The organism is Thalassospira lucentensis MCCC 1A00383 = DSM 14000 (assembly GCF_000421265.1).
GTDB lineage: Bacteria > Pseudomonadota > Alphaproteobacteria > Rhodospirillales > Thalassospiraceae > Thalassospira > Thalassospira lucentensis.
The window spans coordinates 179,248-203,199 of the sequence record NZ_ATWN01000004.1 but is presented as its reverse complement, the minus strand read 5'-3'; the positions used below and the strand labels follow the sequence as shown (position 1 = coordinate 203,199).

Sequence of the window (23,952 nt, the reverse complement as noted above, 5' to 3'; positions counted from 1 at the left end):
TTAAGGGCCTGTCGCGGTTATTTCGCAAATAACACAGAAGGGCAAGCATCGCGGTGACTACGTCGCCTTGGCCGAAGCACGCGTGGTCAGTCGGGCCTGCAAAACAATTCCCCGCTCACCACCAATCCGTTGCAATGTTTTAAGCCCGCGCGTCAGACCATAAAGCGCTTCCATCTCGCCCGATGCCCGTTTTTGCGATGCTGACGCGCGTGTCAAAGCAAACAACGTCCGAAACCCTTCTTCGGACAGCGCGCGCAGGGCGGATTCTTTTGCCGCCCGGTCAGGATCGGGATGCTTAAACGAGAGCGGCATGTGCGGATCAAACGGGTCTGTCATAGCCATATGATCTATCACAATCGACAGCGCCCAGACCATCCAGCTTTGTGTCCAACGCATGTAATTTCGCCGGTCCGGCCCAAACCGGCCAATCCCGGCATAAAACAGCCCACGCCTTTCCTCATACAAATGTTTCACAGCCCATTGCGCAACCCTGTTTGCCCCCGCATAATCGCCAAACCGGCACAGACTTGCCATCGCCTGCGCGACGCTGTGGGCATCCAAATAGCCATCCCGCCCGGAAAAGCTGCGCGGAAGACCGTCCGCATCAAAGCAGGCATCGCGGTAAAACGCCCAGCCGCGCACAATCGCGCCGTCCAACCCCGCCATGCCGCTCCGTCGCAACCGATCCAGCAAGTCCAGCACATAGCCGGTGTGAAACCCGTCCACAAACTGGTGATGGTGCAAGGTGCCATAGGCCCAACTGCCATCACCCCGCTGGGCGTCGAGCACACGCAGCACCGCACGCTCGGTCTTGTCATTCCCCGGTCGTACCCGTGAGAGCGCAAACGCCGCCCACAGGCTGGCATTGTGAATTTCGGCGTCTGTGTTGGCGACATAGGCGAAATAACCATCGCGCCAAAGTTGATCTTCGATAAACCCCGCCGCACGCCCCATCACCGGGTCATCGCCGGTCACACCCGCTGCGAAAAGCCCATCCATCACAAAGCTTGTAACAATCGCGTTGCTTTGGTTCTGTGCTGCGTAAAAGGCACGGGCTTGCCACGCAAACGGATAGCCCCAGCCGCCATCGGCGTTTTGCATGGACAGCAACCGCGCCTTAACATCACAAAGCGGCACACCGTCCGCCGCCCCACTCAGCAAGGCCAATGTTTTCGGATTGACCATTTTCGGAATGCGGGCGGCAGTGCGCAGGATATCCGGCCCGCGTTTGATCGCCTGCACCCACAACAACCGGGCAAGCCGGAACCGGTTTAATCCTGTTGCCTGAAACATCTGGCTTTCAAGCCCGTCAAACGGATCGGCCCCGGCAAAATCATTGTCTGCCATCTGGCGCAAAACCCGGTCGCGGATGCTGATCAGATGCGTTTTATCCATGCGCCCTATCCCGGTTCGATGCCATGCCCGCCGCCATCCCGACACAGATCAGGTAATGCCCGTAATTCAAGGCATTATCGGTTATCATAGTGATCGCTACAGAAATCAAAAGGCACACCGACAACCGCGACTTGCGCACCAGCCACACCATCGTCCCCCATCCTGACAGCCAAAGCCCAGCTCCCAAAATTCCGGTTTCAAACAGGATACGGAAATGATCGTTATGCAGCGCGCCAAAAGATGCAAAAGAAGTATATCCCGATAAAATCTGCTCAACCGAACCAGCACCAAACCCCAGCCATTTTTGCCCATCGGACGCCGCCATCCACATATCGGCAAATTGGCGCCAAAAGAACAGCCGCCCGCTGTCATGGGTCATCAACAGGCGCGGTAACGCCTGCCACGCAATCCCGGCAAATCCGGCAAAGACAATAGCCCCCACCAGCCATGTTTTCGCTCGTGACAATCGCAGCAGCCCCACCGCATTGACCATCATCGCCAAGACCGCAATTCGGGTTTGGCTCATCAGCACGGCAATCGCCGCACCGCCGCCAATCCAACGGCCCGCACGCCTCTCAGCGACCGAACACAGGGCAAACAGCCCCAAAAACAGGAACGGCTGATTAAGCCGCAAACCTTCATGGGTCAGGTAAAACGCACTCGCCAACGGCAAGTAAATCACCAGTGCGGGCACCATAATGCGCAAACAGTCGCGCCCGAACATTAAACCTGCGACCAAACCAACCGGCAACATCAAAAGATTGCCGATCAGCCGCAGTTTTTCGATCAGCACCCCGTTGCCCAACGCCACCAGCATGATCATGCCAACCAGAAGGAAAATCGCGCCCAACCCACCGGGTGATACTGAAACCCGCCGCCCATATCCGGCCAGAACAACCGCCCAGAACCCCAGCAACAACAGTTTGGCCGACATCCCGCCAGCCCCCAGCAACCACAGGGACACCACCATCACCGCAGTGCCCAAAACCACACACCAGACCGGAAAGTCCGAATGGGGCACGGCCGCCAAACGTTGTGTTCCAGGGCGAAAACCAATCGTCATGCTCGTGCCCACCGAACAACGCGATGATCAGCAAAAGCGACAGGATGGATTTTTTCCGATACGCTTACCTCCTTGTTCCCAAACCATATTGACGCAGCACGGTGTTTCCAGTGGTCTTTCGGGTGGCACAATTTTGTCTTTTGGCCCAAATCATTCTGGCCCCGCTGTTGCTGGGCGGGGCGCGGCCATGGGCCATGGGGATTTTGTCGGTTCTGACCGGGATTGGCATCTTGGCATTGTGCGCGAAAATGCCGATCTGTCTCCCGCGTTATCTGCGCGTCATCTGGTTGATGGCGGGTTTGGCATCGGGCTGGATGATCATGCAATCCCTGCCGATCTGGCCTATGCAAGCCGCCCCGTTTAACGCCGATCACATCGCCCTTTACCCCACGGCATGGCACAGCACAGTGGCCGATATCCTGTGGTTTATCGCAACCCTGACGCTGGCGTCCTTGCTTGCGTGCAAAGCCCCCCACAGCTTTATCAAACAGGTCTGCATCACGACGGCATGTGCCGCCGCCCTTCAGGTCGGGCTTGCTGCACTGGACCAGATCGCGGGATGGCAAACGACATTCTGGTTTACCAAAACCGCCCATATTGGCGACTGGACCGGAAGCCTTGCCAACCGTAACGCCTTTGCCGCCCTGATGGTGCTGGGCATGATTGCCAGCCTGTATTGCTTTGGCGGGCGGCAACAAGTGCGTCTTGGCAAGGTGCTCGATCAAAAGGGCGGGTGGCTGGCCCTTGCCATGGTGTTTGCCTTTGCCCTGCTCCAAAGCCATTCGCGCAGTGGCTTTGTAATTGCGCTTTGCAGCCTCTCTGTCTTTGCGGTGATGCAGATGCGCGACAACCCGGCATGGCACCGCATCTTGTTCCCAATCGGGGTCTTTATGTTCGGTATCGTCTTTGTCGCATTGGCCACCCCGGAATTTACCACCCGCTTTGCCGAGCTTGCCCGATATGACCTGGTCCAGCGCGATGATGCTTGGGCCAGCGCGATAAATGCCATCATCGCACGCCCGATGACGGGCTTTGGACCGGGCAGCATAGCACTTGTGATCGATCATTTTGCCACCACCGGCCTAAACACCAACGCACACTGGTTTAGCAGCCATAACGTCTGGCTTGATGGCGCCATCGTATTGGGTCTGCCTGTGATGGTGGTTCTGCTGGCCATGGGGGGATATGCCGGTTTTAAAATATGGCACGGGCTAAAACTGCGCCCCCTAAAAGCCCTGTTTTGCGCCAGCATCAGCATCGCGGTTCTCAGTGGGTCGGTCGACTGGGTCATTACATTACCGGCTCTCATTCTACCGATGGGGCTTGTTTGGGTTGGCTGTATTGAAGCTGCAGGCGGGCATCATCACGAAGTATCTGCACCAGCCGATCTCGCGGCGCAATCTGGTGTGCCTGATCAAGCATCCCCGCATTGACCGTCAAATCTTCGTCCCCAGTCGCAATCATGGCATGGGCCAGAACAGCCATCAGAACCGGATCAAACGGGGCGTTTTCAAGCTGCACCTCCGCCTGCGCAATCACCTGACCCGGATCACCAGACACCAGACCATACCGCAATCTTTCCTGACGGACTTGGTCGCCAAAACCATCGGCGTTGCGAAACCCGTCCGCCATGTTGGTCACAGTCAAACTTGCGCGAAACTGGCTCCCCAAACGCACCACCCCACCGGCCAAAAGCACAACCGCCATGCCGATCAAAAAGCCCCGACCAAGAGAGATCGCCGAAAGACGTACCTTCATGACATCTGCTCCGTCGGCGCAGATGTTGGCCGAGCAACGCCATAAGCAGGTCTTGGCCGCTCCCCATTCATAATCACGCCGTCGGGCACGATGCCCACCGCGCGCAACTGATCCATCGCATGGCCCATATCGCGCCGTTTACTGTGTCCGCAACGCACAGCAAAAAGCCGCACATCGGCGTGACGCATCACAATCATCGCATCGGCAACCGACAGGATCGGCGGCGTATCGACAATGATGTGATCATAGTTCGGGCGAAGCGCTGCGATCAGGTCGCCCAACCCACTTTCGATCAGCCCGGTGGCAAGATTGCCCGGCACAGGAAACTTCGCGCCAAGATGGTCAAACCCGCGCAAAGCATCGCGTCCCATCGCATCCGCAATCACACAGGTGCCCGACAAAACAGCCGTGATATCGCCTGTAACAGCCGTATCTGTATCGGGGTCCGGGTCATGCAAATCCGCATTAAGCACCAATACCCGTGCGCCAAATCCGGCGAGAACTCCCGCCAGCGACCGGGCAAGGTGGCTTTTGCCCTCGCCACTTACGGCGGATGCCATGGCAATGACCTGTGCCTGATCGACACCATCGGCGGGTTGGGGTTTTCCCTGACGTATGATGCGCATCAAAACCGCCAGATGCCCGACCGCCTCACGCCCGGCATTTGCCCCAACCACCTGCATGTTGGGCGCGGTCATATCGGGAATACGTGCATACAGTCGGATGCCAAGTCCGGTTTCCGGCTGAAAATCATCATCAATGGTTTGATCGAAATAATGCCGCAGCATCGCCGCAACCACCGCGCCAAAGATCGCCGCCAAAACCGCCATCAGCCAAAGATCACGGCGTGTGGGGAACTCCGCCGTGGCCGGGACCATCGCCGGACGGAGGATTTCCACATCGCCGCGAAACGCCACCAGATCACGCTGCAACGTCTGGGTTTGACGGCCCAGTTCAATCACCTGCGCCCGGGCCGCCTCGACCGCGCGCAGCAATCCTGCCTGCCCCTGTATCCGGTCATGGCGTGCGGCCATACGGTTTTGCCATTCACCGCGTTGCTGGCGCAGCAGTTTAAGGCTCTCCGCCGCCTCCAACGCGACGCGTTCAAGATCACGGTTTGCACGCTCTGCCGCACGTTGCGCCGCACTCAAAAGCTCGGCACGCAGGTCGTCAAGCTCGCGGGTTTTGCTTTGCATGACCGGGTGTTTCGGGCCATAGCGCTGATCAAGCGTGACATATTCGGATCGCAACCCGTCAAACCGTGCGGCAAGCTGGCTGACAATCGGATTGCGGGCCACGTCTGACATCGCCAGTAAATCAGAAAGCTTTTGCCCATCCTGACGTTCTGCCAATGCAATGCGTGCTGTTGCCAATTCGCGCCCGACCTGTTCGGCCTGCTCATCAAGCGCATAGATGCGTGCCAACATCAGTTTGGCTTCTTCGGGGTCAAACATGCTGGCATCGCGTTGCCAGCGCATCAGGCTTTCTTCGTGTTGCTCAAGCTCAACTTGTGCGGCTTGATACTGCGTTGTTGCTTCTTGTAACTGGCGGCGCAGATATTGTTTTTGCCGCCCTTCGCGCCACCAGACATGACTTTCCAAAATTGCCTGTAAAACCGTGGCACTCAAACCCGCCGAGGCACTCTGATACGTCACCTCAATCACGGCGGCATTGCCAATGCGCTTGGCCTCAAGACCAGCCCGCAGGCGGTCAATCAACTGTGCTTCTGAAACGGGCGTTGCCGACGTGGATACAGCCGACATGGCTTCCGCATTGTCACCGCCAAAAACACCATCCCAAAATGCCATCATGGCATTTGAAGCTTTATCGCCCTGCCCCGCCCAAACGCCATCGCCGCGCAGAACCGCCGCGGCAGCGGATAAAACATCCCGACTTTTCATTTCCGCAATCAGCGTTTCAATTTCTTGCGCACTGACCAAAACGGCACGCCCCTGCAAGGCCCCCTCATCGGCCGTTTGCCCGCCTTGCACATGGCCGGTGATGCCGACTTCCGCCACGGCGCGGTAGCGTGGCTGCCACTGCCCCATCACGATGGCGGCCAACACAAGCACCACAGCAAAACTGATCAGCGCCACACCGCGCCGTTGCCACATGATCCCAACCAACTCCCCCAAGGAGGGATCAAACCGGGTATTTTCGCCCCCGCGTGGGGGGTGTGCCGGGATGCTTTGATTTGGCGGTTGTGTCATCGCGGACTGGCATCCTCTGAAACAAAATCAAACGCGCTTTCTTCAGATTCCGAGCCCCCCCAGGAAGAATCCTCAGACTTAAAACCCTCCGTGTTTGGCTCAATCCAGTACAAAAACGGTTGAACAAACCGGTCCTTTTCAGGGGGAGCTGTTTGGCGTGAAATGACAGAGACGTTGGACAGATTAGTTCCCCAAACAGGCAATATCCGATCCGCATCAAACAGCGAGACCTGTCGATTGCCAAATATCGCATTGGCCAAATTTGGCGCGGTTATTGTAATCAATCTGGCCACCCGATCCGGGTCGGGATGAAGATCAAGCAACCGGCCAATGACCCCGCCGATAACCGCCTCAATCAAAAAGCTGTTTGCACCTGATACTTTCAGGACCGTTTGAAACACCGTCAACAACGCCTTGATCGAAACATCAACCCCATCCCAATCAATCGGATTTTCCGCACCATCCACCGTATTTTCGCGTGATCCTTCTGCGGGCAGCACCCATGACACAATGTCGTCAATCGTCTGGCTAAGGTCATCGCGTGTCGTGACCTGCACCATGCGATCCTTGATCCAGTTTTCGGCGGCCTGCGGATCGCTTAAATCCGGTGGATCAAATGTCGCGGCCCAGACGCTGTTGCCATCGGAACTGTTCATGACCGCGCCCAAAACCCCACCCAACATCAGGACAACGGCCGTCCTTTTGGCCAATCGTTTGGCCTGATATCGAAAAATGACCGGCACCGTTAATTTGGTAAACCGCACCAACCCCCGTGCATAACGCGGCATCATCCGGCGCGGCTGACACAAAATACGCCATAAAAATTCCAACCCGCATTTTTGCCAGATCACCGGCGCGCGGTGCACTTCACCCGCCAGCACATCAAACGCACCGCCAACCCCCATGGCAAACCGACATCCGGTTTTGGCTGCGATGCTATCGACAAACAATTCCTTGCGCGGTGAGGGTAAGGCGACAAAAAGCGCATCCGCACCGCTTTCCCGAATGACTGCCGCCAGCTTGTCATCATCAAGCTCATACCCGTGATGAGCCCCGGCAATCACAAGCCCGGGATACTGAATGGGGAGTGTATTCCAAAGGGTGTCAACAACATCGGGCTTGGCGCCAAGCAGGAAAACACGCGTCCCCGACTTCGCAAACCGGGGCAGCAACCCGGCCATAAGGTCAATCCCCGTGACACGCTGACCGACGGGAATTCCGATCAAACGCGCCGCCCAGACGATCCCCATACCATCCGGCGACAGGCAATCTGCGTTCTGCAATGCGTGGTAAAGTTCGGCATGTTTTTGGGTCTGTGGCAATTTTACCGCGTTCAGGCATTGATGGCGAAAACATCCGTCTTGGGGCCGACTTTTCAACCAGTCACAGATATCGTCACACAGTGTTTCCTGTGCGCGCAGGTCAAGCTTGAGGCCAAAGAACGCCGACGTCGCCAATACCATTCACCACCCCTGTGAAACCCGGATGCATTTTTTATCGTTCTATCCGGACCGCGAACCTGTCCCAAATTCTACGTTTAAATCATTGATATGGATAATAACTTATGATTGAGTTGTCAGCAACATCAGCATCTTGGGGTAAAGAGTTCGGTGAAGATTGCGCTTCTGACCAACCTTGTCCCCCCTTACCGTCGGGCAGCTTTTGGCCTTATTGCGGAACATGCCAAATCGGTTGGCGGAACATGCCATTTCATCTGTACGGACGCCCATGAACCCCAACACATTTGGGCACAAGAAACCGAAAAATTCAGCTGCCGTCCCCTGTCGGCATTTCGCATCCCGCTTGAGGAAAACCGCAGGCTTTCTTTTAACTTTGGCGTGACGCGTGAACTTGCCCGCACCGCCCCGAATGTTCTTATCCTGTCGGGCTTTGGCCCGGCCATGTGGCGCGCACAACGCTGGGCAAAAAACCACGCCATACCAACCGTTGTGTTGTTTGATGGCTGGCGGGGATCCGATGCCGCCTATGACAACAGGGTTCGGCGGGCCTTGCGCCAAAGTCTGATCAAACAAGCCAGCGGTTTTATCGCCGCCAGTTCCCGCGGCAAAAACTGGTTCGAAACATTTGGCGTTCCCCCGGACCTGATCACGGTTAGCCCGATCCCAACATCCTTTGCCCCACCAAAAGCCATCCCTGATTTTAACCACCGCCCGTTTGACATTCTGTGGTGCGGGCGCACGACCTCCGCAAAGGGCTTTGAAACGTTTCTTCAAACAGCCCGGATACTCAAATCCCGGCAGGCCATCACAAAGATCGGAATTGTCGGCGCGCTCAACATCTCAAAGGTCAAACGAAAGGTCGCCGAACATGGGCTGTTGGACATCACCGACATTCACCCGCTATTACCGCCAGAACGCTTGCCCAGTTTCCTGACACAGGCAAAAATCTGCCTGTTTCCCAGCCACAATGATGCTTACGGCGTTGGCGTGGTCGAGGCGGTTTCATGTGGTGCCCTCGTCCTTGCGAGCGATGCGGTCGGCTGTGCACCGGATGTTTTGGCATCTGACCAAATCCTTCCACCCGACACCGCTTCAAATTGGGCTACAGCCTGCGAGGAATTACTCACCAACCCCGGAAAATGGGATCTCATACGCACCGCACAATCGGCCAGCATTGCCACCAATACAGCCGACCATCACGCGCGCTCGATCTGGCAGGCTGTCCTTGCCGCACGAAGCCGGTCGCGAGATACGGCATGATAAACACCCCAAAACCGGTTCAACGCCGCCGCCACACCGACCCCGATATCTGGATGATCGGGCGGGTCGATCAGTTTGCCGTTCTTGCCACCCATCTGGCCCAAAACAACCGATTGGTGCGGTGGGACAGTTTCTGGCGCCATGATGGGCAGGGCATCATACGTCCGCCCGCACGTGAGCTGGATACGGTTTTATCCGATATTCCCGGACGGCATCTCATCCCCGATCTTTTGGGCAAAGCGGCGCGAACACTGCACTTGCCGGCCCATAACCTTTATTCTGATATCCCCCTATCGTTATTGGCCGCATCACATGTGCCAAAGGCACGCATCCTGCACGGTCAGGGGAATTACAGCCTGCCCGCCATGCGACGCGCCCAGCAAAACGGCATGATCACAATCGCCGATGTGACCGGCCAGCTTGCCCCGATCCGCGCGCAACAGCTTGCCATTGAATATCAAGCTCATGGCCGCACATATCACGAGATTTCCCGGTTTCTTGCACGTCGCCGGGTTGCCGAGGCTCATTTCGCCGATGCGGTTTTTGCCCCGTCAGATGCGGTGATCGACGGGCTTCTGAAGTGTGGCATCTCCCCCGATAAAATCTTTCATATCCCCTTTATGTCGCCCCTTTGTCAGACGCTTGTTAATCAGGAACGTCCGGCGCAACCGGATGCAACTGTCCGGCTGCTGTATGTTGGCAATATTTCCATCGCCAAAGGCATCGCGGCGTTGCTGGACGCATGGCGGGCATTGCACGCAGAGTTTCGAGGTCGGATCAGTTTGACCCTTATTGGTCCGGTCCAGCCCTGCGCACAGGCGTTGGTCAAAGATCTTCCTGAAGGCTGTGACTGGCTTGGGCGCCTGTCCTCACACGCAGTTGCCAAACATTTTCTCGGTGCGGATATTTTTGTCTTTCCCAGCCTGTCAGAAGGCAGCAGCTTGGCAACCCTTGAAGCCATGGCCGCAGGCTGTGCCGTTGTCACCACCTTTAACGCCGGAAGCCCGGTGATCAACCAGCAAAGCGGTCTGATCGTGCCCCCGCGTGATCCCGGCGCAATTACCTCCGCGGTCTCGGCCCTGATCACCAACCCCGCGATGCGACGAAACATTGCCCAGGCAGCTCGCAGCCAGATCAAAAACATGCTTGAAACCGGCTATGGCAACCGGGTCGAGATGGCCTATGACACATTGCTGACCCGCCATGGATAGGATCGCGCACAGCCTGTATCCGCTTTTGTATCCGCTGTGGCTGATTGCCGCCAATCTAACCGCACGCGCGGGCGGCATGATCATTCTTTTGATCCTTGGTCATGGGTTTGCCGCCAACCAGCTTGGTTATTATTTCGCGATGCTGGCTGTGGTCGGGCTTGGCGTTACGGCGGCACAGGCCGGAACCGGGCCGCTTTTAATCCGATTACAGCAAGCCGGAAATCTCCGGTGGGCCATCGCCTGTGTTGTCTTACGCGCGATAATTTCTCTGGGTGCCATCCTCTGGATCGTCGTTGAAATGGGCACCGACACCCTTTCGCAATACTGGCCACTTTTGCTGATGCCGATCACGGCGGCCTTGTCACCAGACTGGATCATCTCCGCCCGGACCGAATTTTCCCGGATCAGTGTGATTGCTGTAATGGCCCAGATGGTGGGGATTGGAATGGCGGCATGGGCGGCACACGCGAGCAACCCGGATTTGCTGTTTGCCGTTGCCCCAGCCATATCGGTCGCAAGCTTGATTTCCTCAATCATTTTTGCCTTTAACCCGGCAAAGGATCGCACAACCGAGCCTCCCGAACATGCGGCTCTGTCACAACAATCCTGCTTTGGCATGATCGGCTTTACCCTGCTTGCGGGCGTTTTACCCAATCTCGATTTTGTCTTGCTGGGTTCCGACACCACGCTGTTTCTCGCCCAGCGCATTTTCCTGATCTGTGCAGCATTTTTGGCGGCCATCTCCGGTGCACTTTTTGCCAAACAGCAACCCGGACATCTGCGCGATATCTGGTTAATCGCACCAATGGCGGCGGCAAGTTTGGTCCTCTGGATATGGCCCGATGGCGTTGCCGCGCTGATCTATACCAAACCAAGCGACGCGCTCATCACCATTCTTCAAACCGGTACACTTTGGCCGATCCTGCTGGCTTTGCTCAGTCGGCAGATTTTAATATTGCAGGAACACCCCTCCGCTATGTGGGTCGGCTGGCTGTGCCTGTGCGGTATGATCTTAAGCGCGGCCCTCCTCCCGGCACCGGCAGAACCAAGCGATATCCTTATCTTGATGCAGGTGCGTTTGGCTTTGGTCCTTGCGCTATTTTATGTCAGTGGGCTGAAATACCTGCGGCGGGCGCTGCCATCATGACCCAGCTTCAAACAGATATCCGCAATCACCGTCTGATATCCGGGCGCTTTGGCACTATGACGTTTGGCAAGTGGGGGATCGAATTTTCGGATCGCCATTCCTTCGCCACCCTGACCGACACACCGCGAAACGCCACGTTTACCGATGGCACTTGGCACCTATCGCAAGGACGCTGGCAGGCCACCCTACAAACAACCCAGACCAATCAAACATCGATTGTCGCCCACGCCCAAGTCACCGCACTTGACGACGCCCCGTTACAAGACGCCGTTTTGCGCATGGTGTTTGACAAGCATGACATTGCTCACGGCGCAGTCGCCGGAAAAACCTTTGAGCACCGCGACAGTGACAAGTACCGGCTTTACCCAATCAGCGACACGCGCGACGTCCGCCTCGTTGGCACCGATGGCTGTGAAATCATCATCACGCTCGATACGTTTGACGGCGCGGGTCGCTTTGCGCCGTATCTGTATCTGCGTGATCGCGGTGATCACTGGATTGTCCATGCCAGACTTCTGCCGGTTGATCCCGTCGATCACGTCTGGCTGCGCTGGGCCAATCGGTTTTTCACCCTGTCTGCGCCGGATCCATTGGCCCGCGCGTTGTGGGACATGCCCGGCGGTCAAAAAATGCTCTGGCGATTGCGCGAACGGTTGGGGCGGCACTGCCCCGAAATTCAGGCCGTCCCGCTCAACACTGTTTTGGCCGGTCAAACGCTGTCGCTGGGGGTGACATGTCGCTTCCTGTAACACGCACCAGCATTGCCGAACGCAGCAACCGTCTTGCAAGGTTGGTGGCAGATCAACTTGCCAAACGTCAAAATCTCGATGGCACCTTTACCCAGCACAGCTTCTACGCGCCCGCCTTTGCCGCGGCCCTTTGGGCGCAACTGGACCCGGCACTTTACGCCCAACAGATCGAAGCCGCGTTATGCGCGCTTGAGGCCGAACAGCAAACCCCGCGCTACCACCGCGAATTTATCGAGTATGGCCTCCGGCAAATACCGGGCCTTTCTGATAAACGCCTTAACGCCATCCTGCGCACCGCCCCCACCCAATCGCCAGATGTTGCCAATTGGCAGGTGCTTGGCATGATCAACCGGCATCTCTCGCTAAAAAAGGGTGGTGGCAAAAACCGGAAACTCATCAACTGGCTACATTGGGCCTTCATCCGCCTGCGCTATTGGCGCACCCCGCTTTTCTGGGATCGACCGACCTGTTTTTCCGGTCAATATCATGCCTTTTGCGCCGCCCTTCTGACCGACAGCCCCGAGGCCGCCCACCGTATCATTGCCGACAAGGCAACCGCGCTAATTGCCAAACTCTCTGGTAATCATGGCTATGCAAACCTTCTGGGACGCGGGGCCGGGCAAAGTTTTGGTGCGGTGTGTGCGTTATATGCGCTCTCGAAACACGGGTTTCACACCCAAGCCGACGCGGTCCTGTTTCGACTTGAAAACGCATTTCTCACGACCGGGACATTGCCGCTTAATCTGTTTTCCACCGCAGACCTGCCCGATGATCCGGGACCAGCCAACCCGAAGACACCCGGCTGGTACAGCTATAACCGTCATGATGATTACCTCGCCTTTGCGGGCTATTGGCTTTTGAAGATTGCGACCAACCCGACAACCCCAAGACCTCAGCCAACGACCCCAAAGTTAAAAGCGGCACCCATCGCAATATTCTCAACCCCCGCCTATCAGGCGCAGATGTGTCTTGGCGGCAAACATAGTTTCGATCTTACCCCCTGCCCGGTTGTGCTGTCTGGCTCGGGTAACATCGCGACCTTGCTGTTCGCACCAACTGGCGGCGAAGAAGATGCACCCAGCCTGTATGGCCCGGCGTCCATCCCCCTTCCGGCCACTTCGGATGGCAAAGATTTCGCGCAAATTCGCAAAGCAACTAGATGCCAAAATACCGTCCATGTTGATTTCACACTGGCCGGAATTTCGGGAAACCGCACCATCACGTTTGAGGACACCCAAATCACCATCACGGACCAGATCGCCACCAAATGCGATCTGCTTCGACTGCTGGTACATCACGAAGCATACCTGACCCAGACCACAAAACAGCAGCTTCACGCCCCGGATTTGGGCATCACGTTCAAGGCGGATCAAGACCTTGCCATAGAAGGTGCAAACCACTTCACCACTGCTGGGCTTGCCCGCAGGGTTATCGCGCCCCACACCGATCACGTCACGTTGCGCATATGCTGGGGGACGGATGATGATTGATGCCATTACCGTCATCACCACCATCCGCGATGGCGACGGTTTTCGTGATCGGTTTTTTGAAAACCTTGCCGCGACCTTACGCGACCAGGACTTTGTCGTTATCGTCGATGATGGCTCACAACATCCAGTGCGCTTGCCTGAATATCTCGCGCAAGACCCACGCATTATACTGCTTAATCCCGGCAAGATCGGGCGCGGGGCAGCGCTGAACATCGCCATCAAAGCCGCGCCAACCGAACTGATTGCCATTCAGGATGTTGATGATCTTTCCCGGCCCGGTCGGTTGGCTACCCAAACAGCATTTCTCATGACCCATCCCGACTGCTTATTGTTTGGCTGCGCCACATCTGATCGACCTTGGCTCTGGCCGATGACGCAGCGACATATTTTCGCCAAACGCCTCTATCGCGGCAACCCGCTGCACCATTCAACACTGGCCTTTGATAAATCAGTTTGGCAGCGTGCCGGTGGATATGATCCTGATCTTGCCTGTTGCATTGATCTTGATTTTTATCTGCGGGCCGTGACCTCAGCCGGGGCAAAAATGATCCAGTTGCGCAGCAAGATCGTTGACCGCAACCTTGCCCCCCAAAACCGCTTCTTTGCCCAAATCAAACCAGAGATCTATCACCAGACCCGTGATCAGGTGCTGGCACGCTATCGCGATAAAATCGACACCCTGCCGTTGTCAGAACCGACCGCCAAACCAAAATGCATTGCCATGGTGCAATTGCCCCCGCCGATGCATGGTGCCGCGGCGATGAACCTGCATGCGGTTAATGCACTTACGCGTTGCACGGACTTAACCGTCCTTGAAATGCGATTTGGCAAAGAGCTTGGCAACATTGCCAAATTCTCACTGCGCAAAGTCGCCATTGCCGTGTGGCTTCTGGTTAAACTTGGCTTTCGCCTGCCCCGCGCCAAGGCATTTTACATCTGCTTTGCCCCGTCAGGTGCCGCCTTTTACCGCGATTGTCTGTATGTCCTGCTGGCCAAGCTGTTTGGCGTTCCGGCGATCTTGCATCTGCACGGACGGGGCTTGTCAAGCATGCGTCAAAACCGAGGGGTTGCCCGACTGCAACGGTGGGTTTTTGCCAATCAAACCGCGATTGTGCTCGGCTCAAGATTGATGGATGAAGTCGAAAGCCTGCCCTGCACCAAAGTCATCATCCCAAACGCCCTACCCACTAGTACCCTTGCGCCCCAAGGCACCGCAAAGCGGACTGCACACCAACCGGTAAGACTGCTCTATCTGTCCAACCTGTTTCGCGCCAAGGGCATAGAAACCCTGCTCAAAGCCACCGCACGACTGATCAAAGACGGTGTTGCGGTGACACTCGACATTGCCGGTGCACCGGGCGATATCACCGCACAGAAACTCAAGCACCTTCTGTCCGAACATGCGATTGCGCACATCGCGACCTATCACGGGGCCGTCAATGCGCATCACCGTATGGCACTTTTTGAAATGTCAGATTTGTTTGTCTTTCCCAGCAATTACCCCAACGAGGCCCAGCCGCTTGTTGTGCTGGAGGCCATGGCCGCCGGTGTGCCGGTCATCACCAGCAATATCGCCACCCTGCCCGAATTTGTCCATGACGGTGAAACCGGGCGGTTATGTCAGCCCGATGCCCCTGACAAATTGGCACACACGATCAAGCAGGCCATCAACAGCCCCGACCAAACATATGCCATGGCACAGGCCGCGCAGTTGATGTGCCAAACCGATTTCACCATGGATCGTTTTGCACGTGATATCTGCGGCGTTATGGGTAGAGTCTGTAAAATCGAACCTGCCCCAAAAGAAGGACCCGACAAAAAATGACCCGCGATGAATTCAACGATTTTTGCAAATCCCTGCCCCATGCAACACATGTGGTGCAATGGGGTGGTGCGGATGTCTGGAAGGTGGGCGGCAAGGTTTTTGCCATTGGCGGCTGGACCAAAACCGATACGCTGGGCATCACGTTTAAAACATCCGAAATCGGCTATGAAGTCCTAAAGGATCAACCCGGCTTGCGCCCGGCGCCCTATCTGGCGTCGCGTGGGATGAAATGGATTCAGCATTACGACATACCCGGCCTTGCCGATGACGACCTTAAAAGTCACATCGAAAGTTCGCACCGCATTGTTTTCAAAGGACTAACCAAGAAACTGCAGCGAGAACTTACTCTTCACCAAAAGTGAATAATCAGGCCGATTATATCGGTCTACAGACGCCAAAGGTCGATATCAGCGGGCACCGCATCACGCGGCAAAACAGCACGCACATCAGCAACAAAACCCCTGCCGTCTTTCAGCAGGCTTTGCACCAGCGGCCAGCCCTTGGCGACATATTCCTTGTGCGAAACCGCCAGCACCAACGCATCGGCCGGTTTGAGGTCATTGTCGCCATAAAGCTCCAGGCCATCAAACTCATGCGCCACTTCATCTTTATTGGCGTGCACATCATGGACCTGAACCGTGATACCGGCATCTTCCAGCGATCGGATAATGTCAATCACTCGGGTATTGCGGATGTCGGGCACATCTTCCTTAAAGGTCAGGCCCAGCACCGTCACGGTCGGGTTTTTGGTCGCCCCTTCACGCAGCAACGCGCGGATGACTTTATTGGCGACAACCTCGCCCATGCCATCATTCACCCGACGCCCGGCCAGAACCACCTGCGGGTAATAGCCAAGTTCTTCGGATTTATGCGTCAGGTAATAAGGGTCCACCCCGATGCAATGCCCGCCAACCAGACCCGGCGTGAATTTCAGGAAGTTCCACTTGGTCCCGGCTGCTTCAAGCACATCACGGGTATCAATCCCCGCCCGGTCAAAGATCAGCGACAATTCATTCATCAGCGCGATATTCAAATCACGCTGGGTGTTTTCAATCACCTTGGCGGCCTCGGCGGTCTTGATCGTCGGTGCCTTGTGAATACCAGCCGTGACAACGCTGCCATAGACATCGGCAACGATATCAAGCGTCGCGGCATTCTGGCCGGAAACAACCTTGGTGATGGTGGTAAAGCGATGCTCACGGTCGCCCGGATTGATCCGTTCGGGGGAATAGCCGACGGTGAAATCAGTGCCCGATTTCAGCCCCGACATCTTTTCAAGGATCGGCACGCAGACTTCTTCGGTGGCACCGGGATAAACCGTGCTTTCATACACAACGATGTCGCCCTTTTTAAGAATGGCGCCAACGGTTTTTGAGGCAGAGCGAAGTGGGGACAGATCGGGGCGGTTGGAACTGTCAATCGGGGTTGGCACGGTGACGATATGAAAATCGGCCTTCGCCAGATCCTGCGGATCATCACTGATCAAAAGATCGGCTGCCGCCAACTCATGCGCGTCCACTTCACCCGTAGCATCGTGGCCAGCTTTCAGCTGTTCAATGCGCGACGTATTGATATCAAAGGCAACGGTACGCCCGATGGCCGAGCCAAAAGCCACCGCAACCGGCAACCCGACATAGCCCAAACCGATAACCGAAATCTTGCGCCCGTGGCCCATTGCTCAACCCTTGAAATGAAGTCTGACTGACTTCTAGCCAGACTGGCCATACCCGTCAATAAAAGAGCAAAGCCCAAACTGCTTTAAGGAACCCCAAAAATATGTGATAGAATAAATCTTTGGAAAATCAATCTGTTGCTCATGCGAAAATTATCTTCCATCATTCTCATGGCTGTTTTTTGCCTTGGCGTCGCCATGCCCTGCGCCCGCGCACAGAGTGCTCCGGTGCGCATTGTCCTGCCCTATATCCCGCTGATGGCCGAAGGCCCGACCGAGGGATTTTTCATCGAGATGTATCAGGAAATAGCCAAGCGCACGGATAAGGACATCGTAATTGACGTTGCGCCCCCTCGTCGCGCGGTTCAGGCCTTTGTATCTGGCGTTTATGATGCCTTGGGCGCCTTCCCGTCGCTGACCGCCCTGCCGGTATCACTGGCATCCGTGCCCTTTTACCTGCGCGAAAACCTGATTTTCTATAAATCAGGCCACTTTCCCGCGGACAGCCTTCAACATCCTGACAATCTGGCCGGACACAATGTTGGCCTTTCGGCCTATCCTTATCCCCCCGCCATCACCAATCTTGCGGGCGTTAATTTTGAACGCGCCCCCAATGATCAATCGCTTTTGCGCATGCTTGCCAATGGCCGACTTGACGCCGCGATCCTTGAAAAGTTCTCGGGCTTTCATTTGCGCGATCAGTTGGGTCTTTCCGATGTGATTGATATCGCGGATGTCTCGGTCACAACGGAGAATATATTCCCCCTGTTTCAGGCCAATCGAAAGGGCATTGAGAACCAGAAGGCATTTAATCTGGCGCTCTATGACATGCTGTGCGACGGAACTTTGGCGACCCTTTTTGGGCGAGATGACGTTGTGCCCGACTTATCGCTTCTTGAACGCGACATCCCGGTGCAAAACCAGCGCAAGGACTGTGTTGCGTCCGGCTCCAACAAGACCCGGTAAACAAAACAGGGCGCGTCATATCAACGCGCCCTGCTTGAAAACCGATCACGGTAAGGGGCTTAGACTAACTCCTAGTGAGCATTTTCATGAGATTGGATCCTTCATGAAGCGGCTGTAGTTTCCCGCATCTCGCATTTGCTGAAGATACCTTCGAGCTCTCGGGCGATCCCCGTCAAAACGCACAAGCATCGCACCGAAAACCATTCCAAACTCATTGTCTAATCGCGTCGAGAAAACACCAGGGTCGTCCGTATTTACGGAAATACCTGCCCCAGAATCCAGGGTTTCAACGATATTGAACAAGGGATGATTAACCATTTCATCAACGGCCCCTGTTGCCGTATTGCTGCTAGGGTTAACCTCAACTGTAATCCCCTTTCGCTGTAACTTTCTAATTACAAGCTCTTGAACCGAACGTAACAACTCCGAGCATTCGTTCAATATGGCAAAATCGGAGGGGTCGGAAGCACTGTTAAGCGTTTCACGTACCGTTTTTTTATATGTCTCACGCCAATATAGTTTCCCTGCGAGTGTTGTTGGTTCGGCGTTTTGATCAGGTAAGAAGTCAAATCTGATTGACTGCAAGGAATTGAGCGCATCAAGTCTCAAGTCAGTCCCATAAGCTCTCTCCGCCAAACGAAATACTGCGTTTTTCAGAGTATGACGCAAAGCAGAGCTTAATAAGCCGTTTTCATCCCCCATACGCAATAACCAAATAAAGTTGCTTAAAAGCACCCCGGCAGGGGCTTGTCTATTTCTGGAAAAACCACTTTGGAAATCGTTGGGGTCAATGCCCAATGCAAGACCATGTCCAATTCTGTCCCCTTCCGACAACAAGTGATTGCTCAACATGTCTATTTGGCGAAGTCCATCAGTTAGATGGTAAAAATCTTCTCCGGCATGGTATGTAAGTCCTAGCCTTGGCAAACCATAAGGATGTCGATGCAGATTCCCGCGAAACTCCTCTTTAAGGCGTCGCCAGAACTTGGGGACGTGAGCTTGTCCCCACTCCCGCCGGTTATCCGCAAGAGACACTTCTCCACGAAGCAGCTTGAGGAAAGGAGAAAATATTTCAGGCGGACATCCCCTTTCGATATTGGCAACATCAATACCCACAATATTCCGACTTAGCACCGGTTGTTCTCGCCTGAACATATGAAGTTCGACTGTTTGCTTATCCAAGTCTTTGCGGACTTTCTCAAAAGGCACGCCTTCGTCTAATTTACGTCCCCCCCCGTACATATTGTTACGTATGAAATGCACAACGAAGGCTGCGCTGCGATCCTTCTCATCAAGCTTCAGTCTTGGTAGAACTCTCTTCTCCCATAGATCGAAGAACTGATAATATTTTTTCTTTGTTTTTTGCGGGGCGATACGAAACTCAATATGCTTGATAACTTCTGGTTCAAACGCACAAGATGACAACCTGAATATCCGATTTTCCTGTGCTCGTTTGGAGGATTTTTTAAGTCTATTTTCAATAATGGTCTCCCCCCGATCAAGGTAGTCCCTGAAAACATTAAGACCGATCCCGCTGCCAGGAAACTGTTGATGCCGGTACAAAAAAAGATTTTTCCCATACAAGTATCGACTAAGCCCTGACGCCAATTTTCTGTCACCGATGAGCAGTATTCTCCAAGCGGCAAACAGAAACTCTCTTTCCTCCGCAAGATATGCTTCAGAAGAAAGCTCATCTTCAACCCAATCGCGATTTGCAACTTCTGCAATCCCACAATGTCTCAGTAAAGATGACCGAATTTCTAAAGCTTCCGAAATCGCCAGTTTTTCGCGCTCTCTATCAATTGCCGCAAAGTTGTCATTAGCAAGTTCAATTATCTCATCGCTATTGTAGCGCTTGAAATCTTCAACGCGCACCCAACCAGCCATCAAACGCAACCAAGCGACCGGAATCGGGTCTGCAGCTTCAAGGTGGATGTGAGTATCGGAACATCCGTCTCGCAGAACATCGTCGAGGTCAGGGTCTTCTGCACGGATAAGTGTTTTCCACCCCTTTAACTGCTCAACAATGCTTTCCTGTCCGAAAGGGCTGTCTGTTAGCCGCTTGGCCGCGTACAGACAAATCAGCGCATCCGGATCGCAATGTGCTGTTGCGTGCCGCCACTGAGGCAGACCGAGTAAACCGATAACAGGCCGTGAGGCGAATATCTTGAGTTCGAAGCCGCTTTTCTCAAGAATGCAATCATACCAATCCAAGAAGGTGGAATGATCGGTAAAAAGCTTCCGTGATGTGGCGTCAATATCCTCCGGATGGCACATCCGGTTTTCGTGCCGAACAAACTCGACAAACTGCTCAATAAACTTTTCATCACGCTTGTAATCGACATCGATAGTTTCATCGATTCCAGCAAGAATATCCTTCGGTTTCGAAACAAGGTCTAGTGCACATTTCCTTCGTGAAGGCCATGTGACAAACCAAAGGGCAAGTTCACTCTCACTTAATTTCTTCATTTAGAAGCACCATCGGATATCCCTGAATGCCGGTCATTCTCTCAAGCAATTCTATCTGAGCCCATTTCTCCGCGTTCGGATTTTCCGACTTTTCATCGAACTGCTGGTCCGCCAAATCAATAAGCTCGCTCAGCTTTTCACAAGTTTTCTTCACATCTCCGAGAATTCGGTACAACTCCTCCTTCTCGAAATCCGGGAAATACCAACGAACAATTTCAGAAACGCTCATTCCTTTGGAAGAGCCCCTGTCGATTGTTACTGATTCTGGACAGCTACGATACCGCTTTTCAACACGGCTTATGTGTTCACGAACACCAGTGATAGCAGATTGCGCTTCTTGGGAACGCTCTGCTTCGTTAGCTGTGTCATAGTCGGAAAAAGCTGTATTAAAGACAGCTTCCATCTGCCTCGCGAAAGAGGAAAGCCCTTCGTGGAGATGCTGCCACGCTTTCCGTAAATTATCCCAGCTACTATCCCCAACAGACCCATACTTGAACATTGGCTCAACAATCGGTGCCAAACTATAAGCAAACAGCAATTTAGACCTGAAGCTGCGCAAATTCTCTTTGCCGATCAGATCGGAAGAGAGCCTTAACAAGTCCTCCAATCTTCCATGCACGTCATGATGCAATACTAGAGCAGGCTCAGTGGAAACTTGTTTTAAATCTGCATCATAATTACACCCGAACTGCCCGAGACGAACGGCAAGAGTCCAGTAAACTTCGCAGAAAGATCTCGATTTATTCATCCGGAACATTGGATCTAAGAACTTATCCAAGAAATCATTGAATCGTATCGTCAAATTCAACATCTCTTTTAAATTTAGAGACAACCGATCAATAAGTTTAAGCAAACCGCTTTTATTCAAGGACTCTTTTTCCGTACCTCCATACAAAGATTTCACGATCAGATCATCATCATTAACTTCACCATTTACATTCAGATTCTCCAACGCCTTTTCAATATCATTAATTAAAAATGACCAAACTCCATACTGCTCAATGTCTTGATAATAATCAAAATTTGACCTTGTACGAAATTCAAGGAACTTTGCCATGAACTCAAAAATGGACTTTTCATGACGCCTTCCTTCCCGAGCACAAAAGAGCCTGAAAACCGTTACATAGAACTCGTAATTTTCAGGTAGCCAATTAGCGTCTTGGAAATCGTCGAAATTATCAACTGCTTTACGAAACGCGGCTGCAAGCGCCTGCAACTCATCTCCATTATCCCCTAAAGCAGGGATAACTTTGGCATTGATGTCTTCGAATTTTGCTCCGTTGCCGAGATATGGTTCAATAACGTTGAACTGATAGAAATAAACACAGTTCAACGGGATGAATCTATTTGGAAAGCATTGCCCAACACCAAGCCGCTTAAACTGAGACATATTCGATAGAGTTAAAGTTTTAGCAAACGCTCTCGGCAACCAAGCTGAAATAACTGGATCGTTTCCGCATTTGAGTTTGGCTTTTGCAATTTGTAAATCTAACCAAAACTCAATAAGCTTGTACCAAGACGTTGGGGTATCAGAGCCATCTACCACCGTCGCATATTCCGCTTCAGAATGAAGTAGCCCCCACTCGCTTGGCAAACCTTCATCAACCTCAATTGCAGGCGGGGAAGACTCCCAGAGCTTGGTCAACTTACCTGTTGCAATTGAAATGCCTATATCCCCAAGACCTTGCACAAAGTGATTGGTCAAATCGTGATATTTTGCCAAATTTGCTATTAGCTGAGCAGGCAGTGCATTTTGCGAGATTCCGCAAGCAATATTAGGTACCTTTTTAAGCAGATCAAGCCCCTCTCTTGCCGAGACTTGATGCCGAAAAGCTAGGTGCCCACGAACACTTTCACGAACCAACTCATTGTAGGGGGCGTTCAAGAGCCACCAAGACAACCGCTCTTCATCGAGCAGATTTTGCAATACCTCCCTCGTCATATCTAAGCGATGCTGGCTCGCCATGCTGTCGGAATCGGCATTTTTCTTATCCTCAGAGAACTTTTCGCGTGAATCGGCCGTATTCTGTTCATCAATGTGAACAAGGTTTCTATCGGCATAAAAGAAATGACGCACACAATATTCTGTGAAAGTGGGGTCGGAAATTTCATCAAGATTCGTGCGGCTAAACAAGCCAATTTTCGTACGGAAAACAGCAGGGAACACTTTTTCCAAAGATTGCTCTACCCGCTCCTCCAACAAATTTGCGTAATGATATTTATCAAGATTATTATTTCGAAGAGCAGTTAATGCCTTTTGATTGTTCTCAATTTCTTCAATCTTTATTCGCTTCACAAGATCCGAAAAACTTGTTGCCATTACCGTTACGATACGCGGATGCGTAAGATAATGCCGGATCGTTTCAACGATCCCCTTCTCCAAGGTTGAACCCAAATCTGTATCGTCAAAACTTGGCACAAGAATTTGATAACCAAGCACGTCGAGCAGCTTCTCAACAAACCCGCGCCATGCTTCTATACGCTTATACCCTTGCCTGACCGATTTGATATAAAGCCTCGCATAATCTTTATAGTCATATGCGTCGTTTGATAAAACGCTGCTGCCGTTTGGTTCGTTAAATATCCACCCCATCGCAACTTCGTTTTGCAGCTCCTTTATCAGTTCTTCTATCTTTCTTTGCTTATCGGTATCGCCACTCGAAACCTTCTTACGCTCGCGCTGCAAGACGTCCTGAATTTCCGCGAAAATGGCCTCCATCGGAGATTCATTGTCTCTCAGGTCATGAGGGAAGATCACCGGTAAAACCAAAGCCACCTTGCGTTCAACGCGGCGACCTACCCCGACACGCTGGGGAACCCATTTTTCCCAAACACTCTTTTTGACGTCATATTGGTTGCGATGATCGCCCCCATCTTCCTGCACACGGAGGAAACTAGCCAGATCAGGATTCTGCCCAGTCATATTTTGTGAACTCAACAGATCAATCAGGGTAATCAGAAGGCTTGTTTTGCCCGTACCGCGTGCGCCGTCGATTACAAAAACCTGGTGAGGCCGATCATAGGAAAGTCTCTCTGACCGCCAAATGGGGTCTGTTTCAAGAGAAGGGTCACTAACTGAGCCATTAGCCGTAGGCTCTTTCACCTCACTTTCGTAAGCGATCGTCTGGATACCATACAGGACTTTTCGTAAAGCATCAGCCTGCTGCTGATACAAGCTTTCAACAGTTTGGAAACGGGTTGCTCCACCCCCCATGCCGTTAAGAGACCCGTTCTCATTATCCTGCGAATAGCCACTACGCATTATCGCCCCCTGCTA

Annotated in this window: 16 protein-coding genes; 9 read left to right on the top strand and 7 right to left on the bottom strand. The window is 53.6% G+C overall.

Annotation, left to right across the window (positions count from 1 at the left end):
* Positions 1 to 57: 57 nt before the first annotated feature.
* Entirely contained in the window at positions 58 to 1,395 is a 1,338-nt protein-coding gene (locus K355_RS23720) for a prenyltransferase/squalene oxidase repeat-containing protein (RefSeq protein WP_022732006.1), read from the bottom strand.
* Complete coding sequence (locus tag K355_RS0110035; RefSeq protein WP_022732005.1) at positions 1,388 to 2,458, bottom strand: O-antigen ligase family protein; 1,071 nt, start codon at positions 2,456 to 2,458, stop codon at positions 1,388 to 1,390. The genes K355_RS23720 and K355_RS0110035 overlap by 8 nt, the downstream gene beginning before the upstream one ends.
* A 122-nt stretch (positions 2,459 to 2,580) precedes the next feature.
* Here K355_RS0110035 and K355_RS0110030 point away from each other — a divergent pair, with 122 nt between their 5' ends.
* Complete coding sequence (locus tag K355_RS0110030; protein WP_147250370.1) at positions 2,581 to 3,891, top strand: O-antigen ligase family protein; 1,311 nt, start codon at positions 2,581 to 2,583, stop codon at positions 3,889 to 3,891.
* A gap of 321 nt (positions 3,892 to 4,212) precedes the next feature.
* Here K355_RS0110030 and K355_RS0110025 read toward each other — a convergent pair whose 3' ends face one another.
* Complete coding sequence (locus K355_RS0110025) at positions 4,213 to 6,426, bottom strand: GumC family protein (RefSeq protein WP_022732002.1); 2,214 nt, start codon at positions 6,424 to 6,426, stop codon at positions 4,213 to 4,215.
* Positions 6,423 to 7,889: a WecB/TagA/CpsF family glycosyltransferase gene (locus K355_RS25100; protein ID WP_022732001.1), complete on the bottom strand. Its 1,467-nt coding sequence runs from the start codon at positions 7,887 to 7,889 to the stop codon at positions 6,423 to 6,425. Before K355_RS25100 ends, K355_RS0110025 begins: the two co-directional genes overlap by 4 nt.
* Before the next feature lie 147 nt (positions 7,890 to 8,036).
* Here K355_RS25100 and K355_RS0110015 point away from each other — a divergent pair, with 147 nt between their 5' ends.
* From K355_RS0110015 to K355_RS0109985, 7 genes are read left to right on the top strand one after another with little or no spacing between them, the layout of a single operon-like run.
* Positions 8,037 to 9,146 carry a glycosyltransferase family 4 protein gene (locus tag K355_RS0110015; protein WP_022732000.1) on the top strand — a complete coding sequence of 370 codons (1,110 nt, stop codon included), beginning with the start codon at positions 8,037 to 8,039 and terminating at the stop codon, positions 9,144 to 9,146.
* A complete protein-coding gene (locus K355_RS0110010; protein ID WP_022731999.1) occupies positions 9,143 to 10,357 on the top strand; it encodes a glycosyltransferase family 4 protein in 1,215 nt (404 codons plus the stop codon). The genes K355_RS0110015 and K355_RS0110010 overlap by 4 nt, the downstream gene beginning before the upstream one ends.
* Positions 10,350 to 11,504 carry a hypothetical protein gene (locus K355_RS0110005; RefSeq protein WP_022731998.1) on the top strand — a complete coding sequence of 385 codons (1,155 nt, stop codon included), beginning with the start codon at positions 10,350 to 10,352 and terminating at the stop codon, positions 11,502 to 11,504. The genes K355_RS0110010 and K355_RS0110005 overlap by 8 nt, the downstream gene beginning before the upstream one ends.
* Positions 11,501 to 12,253, top strand: coding sequence for a hypothetical protein (locus K355_RS0110000; RefSeq protein ID WP_022731997.1), 753 nt, complete (start codon positions 11,501 to 11,503; stop codon positions 12,251 to 12,253). The genes K355_RS0110005 and K355_RS0110000 overlap by 4 nt, the downstream gene beginning before the upstream one ends.
* On the top strand, positions 12,238 to 13,743 hold the full coding sequence (locus tag K355_RS0109995) for a hypothetical protein (protein ID WP_022731996.1): 1,506 nt from the start codon (positions 12,238 to 12,240) through the stop codon (positions 13,741 to 13,743). Before K355_RS0110000 ends, K355_RS0109995 begins: the two co-directional genes overlap by 16 nt.
* The gene (locus K355_RS0109990; RefSeq protein ID WP_022731995.1) at positions 13,733 to 15,568 is read left to right on the top strand and encodes a glycosyltransferase; all 1,836 of its coding nucleotides are present in this window, start codon (positions 13,733 to 13,735) and stop codon (positions 15,566 to 15,568) included. The genes K355_RS0109995 and K355_RS0109990 overlap by 11 nt, the downstream gene beginning before the upstream one ends.
* Positions 15,565 to 15,930, top strand: a complete 366-nt coding sequence (locus K355_RS0109985) for an MmcQ/YjbR family DNA-binding protein (protein ID WP_022731994.1) — start codon at positions 15,565 to 15,567, stop codon at positions 15,928 to 15,930. The genes K355_RS0109990 and K355_RS0109985 overlap by 4 nt, the downstream gene beginning before the upstream one ends.
* Positions 15,931 to 15,953: 23 nt before the next feature.
* On the opposite strand, the gene K355_RS0109980 is transcribed toward K355_RS0109985, so the two are convergent.
* Positions 15,954 to 17,243 (bottom strand): nucleotide sugar dehydrogenase, encoded by a 1,290-nt coding sequence (locus tag K355_RS0109980; protein ID WP_022731993.1) that lies wholly within the window; start codon positions 17,241 to 17,243, stop codon positions 15,954 to 15,956.
* A 168-nt stretch (positions 17,244 to 17,411) separates the two neighbouring features.
* On the opposite strand from K355_RS0109980, the gene K355_RS0109975 reads away from it, so the two are divergent.
* Positions 17,412 to 18,206: a substrate-binding periplasmic protein gene (locus K355_RS0109975; protein WP_162142294.1), complete on the top strand. Its 795-nt coding sequence runs from the start codon at positions 17,412 to 17,414 to the stop codon at positions 18,204 to 18,206.
* Between the two features lie 84 nt (positions 18,207 to 18,290).
* Here K355_RS0109975 and K355_RS0109970 read toward each other — a convergent pair whose 3' ends face one another.
* The gene (locus tag K355_RS0109970; RefSeq protein ID WP_022731991.1) at positions 18,291 to 20,675 is read right to left on the bottom strand and encodes an amidohydrolase family protein; all 2,385 of its coding nucleotides are present in this window, start codon (positions 20,673 to 20,675) and stop codon (positions 18,291 to 18,293) included.
* Positions 20,659 to 23,937: a P-loop NTPase fold protein gene (locus tag K355_RS0109965; RefSeq protein WP_022731990.1), complete on the bottom strand. Its 3,279-nt coding sequence runs from the start codon at positions 23,935 to 23,937 to the stop codon at positions 20,659 to 20,661. Before K355_RS0109965 ends, K355_RS0109970 begins: the two co-directional genes overlap by 17 nt.
* Positions 23,938 to 23,952: the final 15 nt, after the last annotated feature.

Bases quoted from the DNA above. Each gene is read 5' to 3' on its own strand.
- K355_RS0109975 (WP_162142294.1), top strand. From the start codon at position 17,412: ATGGCTGTTTTTTGCCTTGGCGTCGCCATGCCCTGCGCCCGCGCACAG.
- K355_RS25100 (WP_022732001.1), bottom strand. From the start codon at position 7,889: ATGGTATTGGCGACGTCGGCGTTCTTTGGCCTCAAGCTTGACCTGCGC.
- K355_RS23720 (WP_022732006.1), bottom strand. From the start codon at position 1,395: ATGGATAAAACGCATCTGATCAGCATCCGCGACCGGGTTTTGCGCCAG.
- K355_RS0109980 (WP_022731993.1), bottom strand. From the start codon at position 17,243: ATGGGCCACGGGCGCAAGATTTCGGTTATCGGTTTGGGCTATGTCGGG.
- K355_RS0109995 (WP_022731996.1), top strand. From the start codon at position 12,238: ATGTCGCTTCCTGTAACACGCACCAGCATTGCCGAACGCAGCAACCGT.
- K355_RS0109970 (WP_022731991.1), bottom strand. From the start codon at position 20,675: ATGAAGAAATTAAGTGAGAGTGAACTTGCCCTTTGGTTTGTCACATGG.
- K355_RS0109965 (WP_022731990.1), bottom strand. From the start codon at position 23,937: ATGCGTAGTGGCTATTCGCAGGATAATGAGAACGGGTCTCTTAACGGC.
- K355_RS0110000 (WP_022731997.1), top strand. From the start codon at position 11,501: ATGACCCAGCTTCAAACAGATATCCGCAATCACCGTCTGATATCCGGG.
- K355_RS0110035 (WP_022732005.1), bottom strand. From the start codon at position 2,458: ATGACGATTGGTTTTCGCCCTGGAACACAACGTTTGGCGGCCGTGCCC.
- K355_RS0110005 (WP_022731998.1), top strand. From the start codon at position 10,350: ATGGATAGGATCGCGCACAGCCTGTATCCGCTTTTGTATCCGCTGTGG.
- K355_RS0109985 (WP_022731994.1), top strand. From the start codon at position 15,565: ATGACCCGCGATGAATTCAACGATTTTTGCAAATCCCTGCCCCATGCA.
- K355_RS0110025 (WP_022732002.1), bottom strand. From the start codon at position 6,426: ATGACACAACCGCCAAATCAAAGCATCCCGGCACACCCCCCACGCGGG.
- K355_RS0109990 (WP_022731995.1), top strand. From the start codon at position 13,733: ATGATGATTGATGCCATTACCGTCATCACCACCATCCGCGATGGCGAC.
- K355_RS0110010 (WP_022731999.1), top strand. From the start codon at position 9,143: ATGATAAACACCCCAAAACCGGTTCAACGCCGCCGCCACACCGACCCC.